This window comes from Promicromonospora vindobonensis (genome assembly GCF_042685865.1).
Classification (GTDB): domain Bacteria; phylum Actinomycetota; class Actinomycetes; order Actinomycetales; family Cellulomonadaceae; genus Promicromonospora; species Promicromonospora vindobonensis.
In genome coordinates, this window is record NZ_JBHUOG010000001.1 from 657,996 (window position 1) to 672,137 (window position 14,142).

Annotated in this window: 10 protein-coding genes; 2 read left to right on the forward strand and 8 right to left on the reverse strand. The window is 72.8% G+C overall.

All coding sequences use genetic code 11. The features are described 5' to 3' along the window. Positions 1 to 9: 9 nt before the first annotated feature. Both ACFS27_RS03075 and ACFS27_RS03080 read right to left on the reverse strand, forming a co-directional pair. Positions 10 to 1,143 carry a Gfo/Idh/MocA family protein gene (locus tag ACFS27_RS03075; RefSeq protein ID WP_377180221.1) on the reverse strand — a complete coding sequence of 378 codons (1,134 nt, stop codon included), beginning with the start codon at positions 1,141 to 1,143 and terminating at the stop codon, positions 10 to 12. Next, positions 1,140 to 1,886, reverse strand: coding sequence for a sugar phosphate isomerase/epimerase family protein (locus tag ACFS27_RS03080; RefSeq protein WP_377180223.1), 747 nt, complete (start codon positions 1,884 to 1,886; stop codon positions 1,140 to 1,142). The genes ACFS27_RS03075 and ACFS27_RS03080 overlap by 4 nt, the downstream gene beginning before the upstream one ends. 172 nt (positions 1,887 to 2,058) lie before the next feature. Here ACFS27_RS03080 and ACFS27_RS03085 point away from each other — a divergent pair, with 172 nt between their 5' ends. Both ACFS27_RS03085 and ACFS27_RS03090 read left to right on the forward strand, forming a co-directional pair. Beyond that, positions 2,059 to 2,922: an EamA family transporter gene (locus ACFS27_RS03085; RefSeq protein ID WP_377180225.1), complete on the forward strand. Its 864-nt coding sequence runs from the start codon at positions 2,059 to 2,061 to the stop codon at positions 2,920 to 2,922. 105 nt (positions 2,923 to 3,027) lie between these two features. After that, entirely contained in the window at positions 3,028 to 4,377 is a 1,350-nt protein-coding gene (locus tag ACFS27_RS03090) for a carboxylesterase family protein (protein WP_377180227.1), read from the forward strand. Between the two features lie 14 nt (positions 4,378 to 4,391). On the opposite strand, the gene ACFS27_RS03095 is transcribed toward ACFS27_RS03090, so the two are convergent. The 6 genes from ACFS27_RS03095 to ACFS27_RS03120 all read right to left on the reverse strand — a co-directional run bounded on the left by ACFS27_RS03095 (position 4,392) and on the right by ACFS27_RS03120 (position 14,131). Further along, positions 4,392 to 5,315: a hypothetical protein gene (locus tag ACFS27_RS03095; protein ID WP_377180229.1), complete on the reverse strand. Its 924-nt coding sequence runs from the start codon at positions 5,313 to 5,315 to the stop codon at positions 4,392 to 4,394. Positions 5,316 to 5,317: 2 nt separating this feature from the next. Continuing rightward, the gene (locus ACFS27_RS03100) at positions 5,318 to 7,402 is read right to left on the reverse strand and encodes an alpha-galactosidase (RefSeq protein ID WP_377180231.1); all 2,085 of its coding nucleotides are present in this window, start codon (positions 7,400 to 7,402) and stop codon (positions 5,318 to 5,320) included. Next, complete coding sequence (locus ACFS27_RS03105; RefSeq protein ID WP_377180234.1) at positions 7,399 to 8,289, reverse strand: carbohydrate ABC transporter permease; 891 nt, start codon at positions 8,287 to 8,289, stop codon at positions 7,399 to 7,401. The genes ACFS27_RS03100 and ACFS27_RS03105 overlap by 4 nt, the downstream gene beginning before the upstream one ends. Before the next feature lies 1 nt (position 8,290). Continuing rightward, complete coding sequence (locus ACFS27_RS03110) at positions 8,291 to 9,232, reverse strand: carbohydrate ABC transporter permease (RefSeq protein ID WP_377180236.1); 942 nt, start codon at positions 9,230 to 9,232, stop codon at positions 8,291 to 8,293. Continuing rightward, entirely contained in the window at positions 9,229 to 10,542 is a 1,314-nt protein-coding gene (locus ACFS27_RS03115; RefSeq protein ID WP_377180238.1) for an ABC transporter substrate-binding protein, read from the reverse strand. The genes ACFS27_RS03110 and ACFS27_RS03115 overlap by 4 nt, the downstream gene beginning before the upstream one ends. Before the next feature lie 97 nt (positions 10,543 to 10,639). Continuing rightward, a complete protein-coding gene (locus tag ACFS27_RS03120; protein ID WP_377180240.1) occupies positions 10,640 to 14,131 on the reverse strand; it encodes a DUF5107 domain-containing protein in 3,492 nt (1,163 codons plus the stop codon). Positions 14,132 to 14,142 lie beyond the last annotated feature (11 nt).

Genomic DNA, 14,142 nt, shown 5'->3' on the forward strand with positions numbered 1-14,142 from the left:
CGGTTGGCGCTACCCCGCCGTCGCGACGGTCGGGTCCCACCCCTCCGGCAGCGGCGCCACCGGCCCGACGGCGGAGTCGATCTCCACGGGCTTGCCGCCCTCCGCCGCGTCCCGGACCGCGAGCAGGATGTCCAGGACGTGCGCAGCGACCGCCCCCGACGCACGCTCGGTGCCGCCGGCCCGGATCGAGCGCACCAGGTCGACCACGCCGGCGCCGCGGCCGAGGTCCGGCCCGGTCGCGGGGAGCGTCGTCGGCTCATCGGACCCGTACCGCCACAGGGTCGAGTCCCCGCCGAACTCGTTGGGGTCCGGCAGGCTGATCGTGCCCTCGGTGCCGTTGATCTCCACGAACCCGTTCCGGTGCAGCGCGTGCTGGAACGAGAACGTCGACTGCGCCGAGCGCCCCTGGCCGAACTCGATCAGCGCGGCGTGATGCGTCGGGACCAGCACGTCGAACACCTCGCCGGCCCGGGGACCGCTGCCGATGGTCCGGGTCGGGCGTGAGGTGGAGGCGACCGCCTGGACCCGCGTCGCCGACCCGAAGACGTGCACGAGGGTGGTCACGTAGTAGGGGCCCATGTCGAACAGCGGTCCCCCGCCCAGCGCGAACAGGAAGTCGGGGCTCGGGTGCCACGACTCGGGGCCGGGCACGTGGAACATCGTGGTCGCCGTCAGCGGCTCCCCGATGTCACCGCGCGCGATCGCGCGGAGCGCGGTCTGGATGCCGGCGCCCAGCACCGTGTCGGGGGCGCACGCGACGCGCAGGCCGCGCGCCTCGGCGTCGGCCAGCAGCGCTGCCGCCGCGTCGTGGTCGAGGGCCAGCGGCTTCTCGCTCCACACGTGCTTCCCTGCGGCAAGGACGCGGTGCCCGACGTCGGCGTGCACCGCTGGGACGGTGAGGTTCACGACCACGTCGATGTCCTCGCGGGCCAGCAGCTCGTCCACGCCTCCCGACGCCCGCACCCCGTACACCTGGGCCTGTGCGGCGGCGCGGGCCTGGTCGAGGTCGGCCACGAAGCGGACCTCGACGTCCGGGAACCGGGTCAGGTGCTCCAGGTACTGCGTCGAGATGTTGCCCGCGCCGATGATGCCGACGCCCGCGGCCTCCGGCCGGTTCGCCGCCCGTGCCTCGGCCGGGCTCATCGGTCGTTCTCCGACAGCCACGCGAACGACTGCGCGATGCCCTCGAACACGTCGCCTGCGTACGCGTCGAACTCGATCACGCGGGTCGCCCGCGGGGCTGCGGCGAGGATCACCGGCACGTCCACGTCACCGGAACCCGCAGGCTGCTGCGCGTCGATGTCGCCGTCGAGCGTGCCGTCCTTGACGTGGATGAGGCGCACGCGGTCGCCCAGCGCGGCGAGCAGCGCAGGGGTGTCGGCGCCGCCGACGCCGGTCCAGTAGGTGTCGACCTCCAGTACCACCGCGGGGTCCAGGTGCTCGACGAACAGCTCGAGCGCGTGCCGGCCCTCGATGCGGGTGCTCAGCTCCCAGCTGTGGTTGTGGTAGCCGAACTCCAGACCTCGCTCGGCGGCCAGCACCGCCAGTCCGTTGACCCGCTCGGCGAGCTCGGCCACCTGCTCGGCCGTCTGCCAGTGCTCGGCCGGCACGAAGGGGTCGATCACGACGGCGATCCCCAGCGTGGCAGCCGCGTCGAAGATCGCCTCTGGGGTGTCCGAGCCGATCACCGGCGCGTGCCCGGACGGCGCCGTCAGGCCGGCCGCCGCGAACGCGCGGCCGAGCTCCGCCGTGCGTTCGTGGAAGGCGTACGGCTCCACGTGCTGGAGCCCGATCTCGGCCAGGCGGGCCACGGTGCCGTCCAGGTCCTCGGCGACCGCATCTTGCACCGAGTAGAGCTGTACTGAGGTGGTCGGCTTCGTCGGCATGGAACTCCTTCGTTCGGCACGGGTACGAGACGGCACCGGCCTGACCGCTACGTCGCACTCACGCCCGAGGCACCGCCTGACGATCGTACCCAGAAATTCTTACAGTGGAAGGTTTTGCGCGAAGGTCGGACTCTCAGGAGCACCGCACCGCCTGTCCAGTACGGTGCCCGTCATGCTCTTCGTCCTCGCCGCGACGGTCCTGCAGGGCTCGGTGGCAGCGCTTCTCGGGGAGTCCGGCTCGCTCGGAGAGAACCTTTGGTACACCCTCGTGGCATTCCTCCTGGCGGCGGGGCTCGCGAACGTACGCCTCGTACTCACGCCCGGGACCCGCTCCGTGCCGCTCCGGGACACGGTCCGGATCAACCTGCTCACGGCGCTCGTCTTCCTGTGCTTCTACGTGTCACTCGCTTTCGTCCCCGGCTCGGTGACGACCGGCGTCGAGACAGCGCTGGGTCCCCTTGCCGCCTGGGTGCTCACCCGGCGCAAGGGGAACGTCTGGCTCGCCCTGGCCGTGCTCGGTGCGGGGGTCGCGTTCTGCCTGGTCCGCAGCGCGGCCGGCACGCCACTCACGGACCTCGCGATCGGCGGTGCGCTGGCCGCGGTCGCCGGGGTCGGCGCGGCGGGGATCGCCACGGAGTCGGTGCGTCTCTCCGGGCTCGGGCACACCCCGAGCGCGATCCTCGCGTGCCGCTACCACCTGACCTACCTGCTGGCCGCGGTGGGCGTCGCCTGGCACTGGGCCGGGAACGGGCCGCCGACGCTCGACTGGCCCCACCTGATCGTCCTGTCGCTGCTCGGTGTTGTCGCGCCGCTGTGGCTGCTCCAGATCGGGCTCACGCGCACCAGCCCCGTCGCCGCGATGGCGATCCTGTCCACGCTGCCCGTGATCAGCTACGTCACCGAGGTCCTGCAGGGCTCGGTAGAGGTCTCGTGGTCGCTGCTGCTGGCTGGGGCGGTGGTGGTGCTGGCGTACTTCGCGAACCGGTCGGCGACCGGCATCCGCACACTCGACCCTGGTCGCGACCCGGTTGCATGACGGGAGCGCCAGCGCAGTGGCGCGGCGTCAGCGGGACGCCCGGACCTCGCGCCGCCAGCCATTCGGCTCGGTTTCGCAACGCACCGGGTCGCCTACGCTGACCGCATGACGACGGGTTATGGTCCTGACTCTGAGGATGACCTGACCGAGCGACGCTTCGCGCTCGACGCGGGAGTCATCGTTGGCCTGGTCGATGGCAATCTGGTGCGCGCACTCGGCATTCCATACGCGACGGCGGCACGGTTCGCCCGGCCCGTTCGGATCACTCGGTACGAGGCACCCCTCGACGCGTTCGAGCGGGCCCCGGCCGCGCCGCAACTGCCGCCAAGGCTGTTCAACCGGCTCATTGGGCCTGACGACCTGGCTATGGACGAGAACTGCCAGCGGTTGTCGGTGACCGCTCCGGCCGACCTGGGTGATGGCGAGTGGGTGCCGGTGCTCGTCTGGATCCATGGCGGTGGATACGTCGCTGGTGCCGGTGATCTCGCCCAGTACGATCCGCGTGCGTTGGTAGCCGAGCAGCGAGTGATCGTCGTCGCCGTCACCTACCGCCTCGGTTTGCTCGGCTTCCTCGGCGACGGCGTCGAGGCGCCCGCCAACCTTGGCTTGCTCGACCTGCTCATGGCGTTGCGGTGGGTTCGGGACAACATCGCGGTCTTCGGTGGTGATCCCAGCTCGACCACGCTGTTCGGGCAGTCTGCGGGCGCGGACGCGATCGCGCAGCTGATGATCAGCGACGGTGCCGAGGGCCTGTTCCAGCGAGCCATCATGCAGAGCGCCCCACTGGGTGTCACGGCAGGCCGAACCCCCATGACCGAAGCGATGCTCGCCGCGGTCGGCGAGCTGTCGCGGACCGCCCCGGTCGAGGAGGTCCTCGCCCTGCAGCCGGTGGCCGAGCGGGCGGCGCGGCGGTTCGGGCAGCCGAGCCGACAGCCGTTCGGGGTCCAGTACGGACTCTCTCCGCTTCCGGACGAGGCAGACCGGGACGCAGCATGGCGAGAAGCAGCCCGGCGCGTTGATGTGCTGATCGGCTGTACGCAGGACGAAGCCGGGGTGATCGCAGCGCTGGTGCCCGCCTTGAAGCGGGTGTTCCGACTGCCGGTTCTCGGTAGCCTCGCTCGGCGGCTGATCGGCACGCCGCTCAATCGCAGCATGTACGAGAGGCCCGCACGGCAGTTCATCGCTCGACATCGAGACGCGGGCGGTCGCGCTCATCGGTACCTGATGACATGGCAGCCGGACGGCAACGGCTACGGGGCCGCGCACCTCACTGACCTGCCGCTCGTGCTCGGCTCTCGCCAGGCTTGGGACGGCGCACCACTGCTCGGATCAGCTGACTGGGCGGACGTCGAGCGTCGGGGTCGCATCGTTCGCCGCATCTGGGCCGAGTTCGCCCGAACCGGCACGGTGCCGAACGTCCCGGCGAACGACACGATCGCGTTCCCGCCTGACTGACTCGGTCGGGCGTGTCATTCCGCGAGCAGGTGCCTCAGATAAGAGCCAGGGTGGTTGAGGTACTGCCGCCAGTGCCCCCCGTGTTCGAGGTCGTCCCAGCTGGTGCTCCGGATCCCGGCGGTGCGGGCCCGAATCTCCAGCCACCAGCTCATCCGGCCGGCGTCGTCCAGGTGCGCCAGCTGATCCCGAGCAGCCCGGTCGAGGTTCGACTCCGCGCCCAGCAGCGGCTCGACGCCGATCGAGCGGTACGGCGCACCCTTCGGCCAGCCGCCGAGGTTGCGCCACACCACGAACGACACCGGCGCCGCGAAGCCCTGCTCCACGCCCCAGCGGAGCGACAGCCGGTCGGCGCCGTCCACGACGTCCACCCGGTCGGACGCGACGACGGCGCAGCGGGCGGTCCCGTCGTCGGGGCCGAGGACGTCGAAGGACACTCCCCTGCCGTCGGGCCAGGTGGACGACGCCGTTGCGCCCCGCTCCGGCCACTCGACCACCAGCACGTCCGGCCGCCCGGGCACCTCCAGGCGCGCGCCCGGCCCGACGTCGAGCAGCAGGTGCACGGCGTGCAGGACTGCGGCGCCGGGCGGGCCGTCGATCGTGTAGGCCGCGCGCACGACGCCGTCGTCCGCGGTGAGACGACGGCGGAGGGAGAGGTCACCCGTCGTGACCCGCGCCGCGCCATCGGCGTCGGCGGCCCACTGCTGGGACCACACCTCGCCGTGGTCGCTCGGGCCGTTGAGGGTGGGGAAGCACTCCTCACCACCGCCGGCGTCGACGAACGCGTCCCCGGGCACGACGGCGGCCCGTGCGCCGTCGGGGATCCGCGGGTTGCGCCAGAGCCACTCGCGCTCGGGCGTGGCGAGCGACGTCCACCGCCCGCCGAGCGCCAGGTCCGTCCGTACGGTCAGGGGGCGCCCTGCACCAGCAGGTCCCGCCACGGTCACACCCGGTCCAGGATCATGACGTCACAGTCCACCCAGGTCCACGCGACCGCAAGCCCGTCCGCGGTCAGTTCCTTGCCGGTGAACGTCCTGCTCCGGGAGTCGCCGCGCAGCCGGTACCGCGCGTCCGGGTCGAGGTCGCCGAGGTGCGCGGTGAGCCCCGCGGCACCGGTCCGCCGCCACGCCAGCACCACGACGGTGTCCCTGCCCGTGTACTGCACCGCGCACGCCTCGTCCGCGGGCGCACCGTGCCGCCGCACCCGGCCCGTATGGACGACGGGCCGGATCGACCGGTACAGCTCGACGAGCGCCGCCGCCCGTTCCCGCGTCGCCCGGTCCCAGGCCAGCAGGTCGGCCCCGACGCCGAGCACCCCGGCCATCGCGACGACGAACCGGAACTCGAGGCTCACCGGTTCGCCGTCCCGGTCCCGGTCGAGCAGGTCGGGCAGGTCGGTCACCCACGAGCTCATGGTCCATGCGGGCAGCACGCCGAGGAACCCGTGCTGGATCGCCAGGCGGTCCCGCGGCCCGGTCTCGTCGCTGGGCCACACGACGTCGGTCCGCGCGAGCACGGCGTGGTCGATCCGCCCGCCACCTCCCGCGCAGGCCTCGACCGTCACCTGCGGGAACTCGGCACGCAGGGCGTCGAGGACCCGGTAATAGGCCTGCGTGTGCCGCCAGGACCAGTCGTCGCCACCGAGGATGCTCTGGCCGCCGTCGGCGATCGAGCGGTTCATGTCCCACTTGAGGTAGGTGATGTCCGTGTCGCCCAGCAGCCGGCGGAGCGTGCCGAGCACCCACTCCTCGACCTCAGGCCGGCCCAGATTGAGCACGTACTGGTTGCGCAGGGTCTCCAGCGGGCGACCGGCCGCCTGGTGCGCCCATTCCGGGTGCGCGCGGTACAGGTCGCTGTCGGGGCTCACGGCCTCCGGCTCGACCCACAGCCCGAACCGCATGCCCAGATCGCGGACGCCGGCCGCGAGCGGCCCGAGCCCACCAGGGATCCGGTGCAGGTCCACGTCCCAGTCGCCCAGCGCCGCGCGGTCCGTGGTGCGCCCGCGGAACCAGCCGTCGTCGACCACGAAGACCTCCGCGCCCACCTCCGCAGCGACCGCGGCGAGCTCGAGCTGGTGCTCCACCCGCACGTCGAACGTGGTGGCGTACCACGAGTTGTAGACCACCGGCCGGTGCTCCGGGCCGCGGGTGCGGGCCAGCGTCGCCTGGTACTCGTGCCAGGCGTGCGCCAGGTCGTCGGCGTCGCCCTCCACGCGCACCCCTGCCAGCACCGGGGTGGTCAGCCCCTCGCCCGGCCGGAGGGTGAGGATGCCCGACTCGTCGTCGGGCCCGGCGGCGACCCGCATGTGGTCGGCGAACGGCACGGCGTCCAGCGCCAGGCGCCACGAGCCGCTCCACGCGAGCGCGACGCCGTAGCGGACGCCGGACTCGCCGTCCGTCCCGGAAGGCGCCAGCGAGACCACCGGCGCGTACGTGTGCGACGTGATGCCCTGCCGGCTGCCGATGCTCAGCGTCCCCGCCCCGAGCGTCACGCCGAAGGGTGTGAACTCGCGCGACCACGCGCCGCCGAGCAGCCCGACGGCCGCCCCGGCGCCGGCCGGGATCGCGAACGCGCCGCCCCAGGCCCGGAGCAGCTCGATCGGCTGGTCGGACACGTTGCGCACCTCGGCCCACTTCTCGACCACGTCGTGGCCGAGGTGGGTACGCAGGTGCAGGCGCACGCTCAGGCCGAGGACGCCGTCGGCCAGCGGGCACACGAGGTGCGTCGCGCCGTCGTCGTCCCGGCTGACCGATACCTCGCCGTCCGGCCCGCCGGGCATGGTGAGGCGCGCGCCCCGGAGGCCGTCCGCCCGCCGCACGACGAGCTCGGCGCCGTGCACGTTGCGCGTACCGAGCGCCGTCGCCTCCAGCGGCAGCAGGTCCAGGTCGGCCTCGAACGATGACGTCGCGGCGGCCGGCGCCGGCTCGTCGCCGCCGTCGGGCCCCCAGCCGACGGCGACCAGCCCGGCCCCGCGCGGCGCCGGGCCGACGACGTACCGGCCCGACCGTGTCGGCAGCACCCAGGTCATTTGTTGGCCCCCACGAGCAGTCCGGACACGAACTGCTTCTGGAACATGAAGAACACGATCGCCGTAGGGACCGCCGCGATCAAGGAGCCCGCGGCGACCACGTTCCACGCGCTCGCGTAGCCGCCCTGGAGGTTGAGCAGGGCGGCGGTGATCGGGAACTTGTCCTCGGTGCGCAGCACGGTCATCGCCCAGATCAGGTCGTTGAAGATCCAGGTGGTGGCCAGAGCCGCGAGCGCGGCGAGCGACGGCCGGGACAGCGGCAGCACGATGCGCCAGAAGATGCCGCCGGGGCCGGCGCCGTCGAGCCGTGCGGCCTCGAAGACCTCGGTGGGCAGGCTGCGCATGAAGCCGTGCAGCACGAACGTGTAGAAGCCGATGCCGAACCCGACCTGGACGATGATGAGCGCGGTGCGGGTGTCGGCGATGCCGAAGGCCTCGGTGATGGCCGCGACCGGGACGAGGAGGATCTGCGGCGGCAGGAGGTTCCCTGCGAGCATGGTGAGCAGGATGGTGCGCCGGCCGGGGATGTCGAACCGGCTGAGCGCGTACGCGGCGACGGACGAGAGCGCCAGAGAGGCGAGGACCGCCCAGGCGGTCACCAGCACGCTGTTGCCGAGCGACTGGAGCACGCCGCCGTCGGTCAGCGCGGTGGTGAAGCCCTCGGTGCTGAACGACGCGGGGAAGGCGCCGAGGCCGCGGCCCGCGATGTCGTCGTAGGAACGGATGGCGACGAACAGCACGAACACGATGGGGCTGAGCCACAGGAGCGTGACCGGGATCATCGCGACGTGCAGCCACGGGGAGCGTGCGGCACGGGGCCTGCGACGGCGGCCCGTGCGGGCGGGGCCGGGCACGCCGGCCCGGGCGGGTGGGGCGAGTGCTGACATGTCAGTCCTCCGTCCGGGCCTGGCGGGCGAGGTAGGTGATGATGAAGCCGATGGCCAGCGCGAAGATGACCACGGCGATGGCAGAGGCGTAGCCGAGATTCCCCGTGGTGAACGCCTGCTGGAACATGTAGGTGCTCAGCAGCTGGGTCTCGTTGTAGGGGCCGCCGCGCGTCATGGCCCAGACGATGTCGAAGGTGCGCAGCGAGTCGATGACGGTCACGGCGAAGACGACGGTGTTCACGCCGCGCAGCTGCGGCATGACGATGCGCCAGAACCGCTGCCACGCGCTCGCGCCGTCGACGGCGGCCGCTTCCTCGAGCGTGGGGTCGGTGCCTTTGAGGCCCGCCAGGTAGAGCACCATGATGTAGCCGACCTGGCGCCAGACCGCCGCGATCAGCACGGCCCACAGTGCGACGGTGGGGTCGGCGAGCCACTGGCGTTGCAGCGACTCGAGCCCGAGCAGCCCGAGGGTCCCGTTGATCGGCCCGTCAGGCGCGTACATGACGCGCCAGAACAGCCCGCTGACGGCGAGCGAGACGACCATGGGCAGGTAGATGGCACTGCGGTACAGGCTCACCATGGGGCCCGGCTTGTTCAGGGTGACCGCGAGGACGAGCCCGCCCACCACCGACAGGCCGCCGAACCCGAGCACCCAGACGACGTTGTTCCGCAGGGCGGTGAGGAAGATCGGGTCGGCGGCCAGGTCGCGGAAGTTCTGCAGGCCGACCGGTTCCGCCAGGCTGATGCCGTCCCAGCGGGTCAGGGCCAGGGAGAACGAGTTGGCAGCGGGCCAGAACACCCAGAACAGCTCGATCGCGAACGGGACCAGCAGGAACGCCCAGACGAGCGGCGGAACGCGCGCGATCCGGGACCGGCGGCGGGCGCGGCCGGGCCGGGCGCCACCGCCCTTCTCCGTGTCCGGAGGGGACGTCAGTGTGCTCACGACGCGAAGACCCCCTCGGCCGCCGTCTGCCACTCGTCGAGGATGCTCTTCATGGAGTCCGGCTGCGCGAGGAACTTGGTCAGCGCGGTGTCGGCGGTGGCCTGGAGCGCGTCGGAGGAGTCCCGGTTGAAGAACTGTGTGATCTCCTCGGTGCTGTTGAGCAGCTCGATGCCCTTCTGCACCAGCGGGCTGAAGGACGACGTTTCGACGTCCGGCGAGGTCGGCAGGTTGGCGGACTTGGACTGCTCGATGTACTGCTGCTGCGACTCCGGGGAGGCGAGGTAGGTCAGGAGGTCGAGCGCGCCCTGGTGGTTGTCGCTCTTGGCGGCGGCGAAGAACCCGTCGGTCGGCGCCTCCTCGGCGGTGGGCACCGAGTCGTTGATCACCGGGACCGAGAAGAAGTCGAGGTCGTCGCGCTGGTCCTCGGGGAAGTACGTGGTGACGAACGCCCCGACGAGGTACATGGCCGACTGGTCCTGAGCCATCGGCGTGGCAGCCTCCTGGGCCGAGTACGACGCCATGTTCGGGTCGAAGTACGGGATGAGCCGCTTGTACTCCTCCATGACGGCGACGACCTCGGGGTCGTTGAACGCGTGCTCGCCCGCCAGGAGCTCCCGGTGGTACTGCGCGCCGTTGACCCGCAGGTTCAGGTAGTCGAACCAGCCCGACGCCATCCACGGCGTCGAGGACAGACCGTTCGTCAGCGGGTTGACGCCCTGGCCCTTGAGGTTCTCGCACAGGGCGTGGAACTCGTCCCAGGACGTCGGCGGCTCGACGCCCCACTTCTCGAACGACGACTTCTTGTAGAAGACGCTCCACCAGTAGTAGTTGGTGGGCACGAAGATCTGGTTGCCGGAGGCGTCGGACGACAGGCTGCGCAGCGCGTCGGAGTACCCGGCACACGGACCGTCACCCTCCCACAGGGACGACACGTCGAGCAGCAGGCCCTCCTCGGCGTAGGACCGGGCCACGGACCCGGCGTACCAGCTCAGGACCTCGGGTGCGTCGCCGGACCGCAGGTAGTTGGTGAGCTGGGCACGGAACTGCTCGGTCGCCACGGAGTTCATGGTGACGTCGCCGCCCGGGTAGGCCTTGACGAGCGCCTCGAGCGCGGCCTTGGGGTCGGCGTCCTGGATCGAGTTCTGCAGGGTCACTGCGCCGGTGCTCGCGGCGCCCCCACCGCCGCCGCCCCCCGACGGCGTCGTACCGACACAGGCAGCCAGCAGGCTGGCCGCGCCGAGCGTCATGCCGCCCGCGATCAGCTCGCGGCGGGTCAGTGCCCGCATGGAGGTCGTGGTTCGCTTGGACATCTTTGTTCCTCCTCCGTGCGCCTCCGTTGGCGCACCTGGTACATCTAGATCACGGGTGCGGGTAGGTCCACGCCCGTCAGGATCGCTGCGCACTCCTTCATGCTGAGTGCTCCTTCGGGGCCAGGTGACCCTGGCCCGCGGGGCGTGGGCCGGCCGGGACCGGTCCGCTGCGTGCGCCGGGACCGTGCAGCAGCTCCGCGCCCCGCCGGGCCACGGCATGGCGCAGGTCCGCCGCGTGACGCGATGCCGCGAGCGCCCCCTGACGCAGGAGATCCTCGCCCGCCGGGACCTGGTCGGCCAGGAGGGCGAGCTGGGCGTCGAGGAACAGCACGCGCCGGTCACGGGCGCGCACCGGGTCCTCCTCGAACAGCAGGAGGTCGGGCAGGGACGTGGCGAAGTAGTCGACGCGCGGGACCTCCGCCGCGTACCGGTCGCGGTAGGCCCGCAGCGAGGCCGTCAGCTCGTCGGCGGCGTCGTGCCGCCCGGTGCGGCGCAGGGCGAGGACCGTCCAGAAGGTCTGCTCGCCGTGCTCCTGGGTGCTCATGTCGACGAAGTCGCCGCGCTGGGCCGCCGCGGTGCGCCACGCGTCCGCGGCGCCGTCGGAGTCGCCCGCCGCTTCGAGCGCGTCCCCGAGCAGGAGGTGCAGGTACGCGGTGCTGGCCAGCGGATGGCGTGCCTCACCGAGGTGGTCCGGCGGTGCGAGGGCGGCCAGCACGTGCCCGACGGCGTCCTGGGCCCGGGCGTCCGCGAGCGCGTCGAGGGCGCGGTGGGCGTGCGCGCGGTCCCAGGCCAGCAGGGCCTGGCCCTCGCCGCCCTCCCACGGGTGGAGGCGGCGCCGCCCGAGGATCGTCAGGGCCTGGTCGGCCCGGCCCTGCGTGGTCATCAGGTGCAGCGTCTCGACCGCCAGGTCGTCGCGGTCCAGGGCGGGGGCGCCCCCGTCGAGGAGGTCGGCGAGCCGGTCGGCTGGGCCTGCGCCCCGCAGCGCGGCGAGCTGGTCGCTCTCGTACAGGAGCCGGGCGTCGCCAGGGGCGGCCGCGCGGGCCCGGTCGTACGCGTCGCGTGCTGTGGCCAGGTCGCGCTCGTGGTTGACGGCGGCGAGACCGATGTTGCGCCAGGCGACGGCGTCGGCCGGGTCGATGGCCACGGCTTGCCGCCACAGGTGCAGGGCGTCGGCCCGGCGTCCCACCGCGTACGCCCAGTGCCCCAGCAGCGACCGGGCGGCGGCGTCGCGCGGCTCCGCGTCGGCGGCCTCCCGGAGCACCGCTGCGTCGGCGAGCCGGCCGGGGAAGCACCAGGTGGCGTCCACGGTGCGGGCCCGTGCCCGCTCGGCGGCGGCCTCGGCGGGACGGCCGGCGAGCCGCAGCACGTGCGCACGGTGGTAGGCGAGGAGCGGGCCGGCCGCGGGCTGCCCCGCCGGCCGGTGCCCCTCGCGGTCCTCGGCCTCGGCCAGGCATGCGAGGGCTGCCTCGTGCTCCCCCACCCCGGCGAGCTCGACTGCCACGTCGAGGAGGATCTGGGCGTCGCCGCTCGCGGGCAGCCCGTCCAGGTGCCGCAGCCACGCGTCGAGCGGGTCGAGCGCCCGCGCGGCGGCCAGCACGCCCGCCGCCGCCTGGTCCTGCCGGAGCCGCCGGTGGCACACCACCGTGAGGGCGAGCGCCTGCAGGTGCTCCGGCTCCGTGCGGCGCACGTCGGCGAGCCGCCCCAGAGCGCTCTCGTACCGCCCGGCGCGTGCGTCGAGGCGCGCCATGCGGTAGCCGGCGCCCGCCCGCCAGGCCCGCGACCAGGCGGCCTGCGCGTAGGCGTCGTAGGCGCCCACGTCGTCGCCGAGCGCTTCCCTCGCCAGGCCGAGCAGGTAGACGGCAGTGGTGTCGCGGGGGCTGCGGTGCAGCCGGGTCAGCCTGCCGACGGCACGTTCGAGGTACTCGGCGGCCTGCTCCGGGCGGCCCGCCGCGTACGCGCGCCGCGCGAGACCGGCCAGGCTGTCCGTCTGCTCGGGGTCGCGGCGCAGCGCCTCGCGCCAGTAGGGCTCCGGCGCGCGGGTGGCGTGCCGGTACAGCTCGAGGTGTGCCGCGATCAGGGCGAGTTCCTCGACGGTGCCGACCTGCTCGGGGGGAGGCGGCTCCTGGGCGGGGCGGGGGGTCTCGACGGGCTCGGCCACCGGCACGGCCGGCTCCTCCCACGTCACCAGGACCCGGCCCGCGTGGGTCACGGTCACCGTGACCGGGCCGGCACCCGGCGGCAGCTCGTGCGCCAGGTGCGCGGGCGCGCCCGGGTCGACGTCGACCGTGTCGGTCGCCAGCGCCTCGCCGTCGGCCGACAGCGCGACCTCCACCCCGCGCAGCGGCTGCGGCACGACGACACCGACGGTCGCCGTCGTGCCGGAGCGCTCCAGCCGGACCGCGGCGTCCAGCGTGGCCCGGTCCACCGGCCCCACGTCCCGGAACGGGTACCAGAACTGGGAGAACACCTTGGTCTCGCCGGGGGCGAGGTGGGCGAAGTCGGGCTGGTTGTCCGTGAACACGCCCGCCATCAGCTCCACGTAGTGCGAGCCGTCGTCGGCCAGGTTCGCGTCCCACGCGTGGCCGAACGGGGCGTTGCCCCAGGTCCACTGCTTCTTGCCGGGCGAGAGCGCGCGGTCCGCCACGTGTACGAACCCGAGCCCCGCCGCATGGTCGTAACCGCCGAAGAACTCCTCGCCGCTCGCCAGGCACATGTACGACGTCGGCACCGGGATGTTGCGGTACCAGTCGAGCTGGTCACCGGTGAGCTCCACGCCACCGTGCGCCGTCCGGACCTCGCCCCCGCGTGACGGGTAGTCCACGCCGTAGTAGGGGCGGTCCGCGTGCGGGAACGCGGTGACCGCGCGCCGCGCGTGGTCGGCCACGAACCGGACGTCGTGCGGGAAGAACGACTGGTAGTCGTCGTCCACCTTCGCCGCCACGTTGGCCCACCACAGGAACGACTGCGGCAGCTCGCTGCGGTTGTACAGCCGCACCGTCAGCTCCAGCACCGCGCTGTCCGGACGCAGCCGCACGCCGTGCATGCCCTTCATCCGCGTGAACGGGTCATGGTCCGAGCACCAGACGACCACGGCGCCGTCTGGCTCCTCCTCGATCTCGACGTCCACCGGCAGATACGTCGCCGGACGATGGTGCTGCGGCCAGTTGAACTCCACACCACCCGCCACCCACGGGCCCGCCAGGCCCACCAGCGCAGGCTTGATCACCGGGTTGGTCCAGAAGAAGTCCCGGCCGGTGCGGCGCTCGCGCGCCACGTGGATGCGCCCGCCCAGCTCCGGCAGCACGACCAGCCGCAGCCACTCGTTCTCCAGATGGACCGCGCGCCAGGCCCGCTGGTGAGGCTCGTCGGCGATCTGGTGGTGGAACGGGAGCGGGTACACGCGCCCGGACGAACCCTGGTACACCCGTCGGTCCAGGTAGGCGGGGAACCGGTCGGGCGGCAGCGGCTCATAGGTCGTCAGGGTGAGCGGCGCCTCCCAGGCGGCCGCGGCCCTCCCTGCCAGGTCGTCGGGCCGGTCGGGAAGGTCGGGCAGGGCGGGCCGGTCGGGCAGGGACTCCACATCGAGCATGTGACCGACGT

Bases quoted from the DNA above. Each gene is read 5' to 3' on its own strand.
- ACFS27_RS03100 (WP_377180231.1), bottom strand. From the start codon at position 7,402: ATGACCTGGGTGCTGCCGACACGGTCGGGCCGGTACGTCGTCGGCCCG.
- ACFS27_RS03115 (WP_377180238.1), bottom strand. From the start codon at position 10,542: ATGTCCAAGCGAACCACGACCTCCATGCGGGCACTGACCCGCCGCGAG.
- ACFS27_RS03085 (WP_377180225.1), top strand. From the start codon at position 2,059: ATGCTCTTCGTCCTCGCCGCGACGGTCCTGCAGGGCTCGGTGGCAGCG.
- ACFS27_RS03120 (WP_377180240.1), bottom strand. From the start codon at position 14,131: ATGCTCGATGTGGAGTCCCTGCCCGACCGGCCCGCCCTGCCCGACCTT.
- ACFS27_RS03090 (WP_377180227.1), top strand. From the start codon at position 3,028: ATGACGACGGGTTATGGTCCTGACTCTGAGGATGACCTGACCGAGCGA.
- ACFS27_RS03105 (WP_377180234.1), bottom strand. From the start codon at position 8,289: ATGTCAGCACTCGCCCCACCCGCCCGGGCCGGCGTGCCCGGCCCCGCC.
- ACFS27_RS03075 (WP_377180221.1), bottom strand. From the start codon at position 1,143: ATGAGCCCGGCCGAGGCACGGGCGGCGAACCGGCCGGAGGCCGCGGGC.
- ACFS27_RS03080 (WP_377180223.1), bottom strand. From the start codon at position 1,886: ATGCCGACGAAGCCGACCACCTCAGTACAGCTCTACTCGGTGCAAGAT.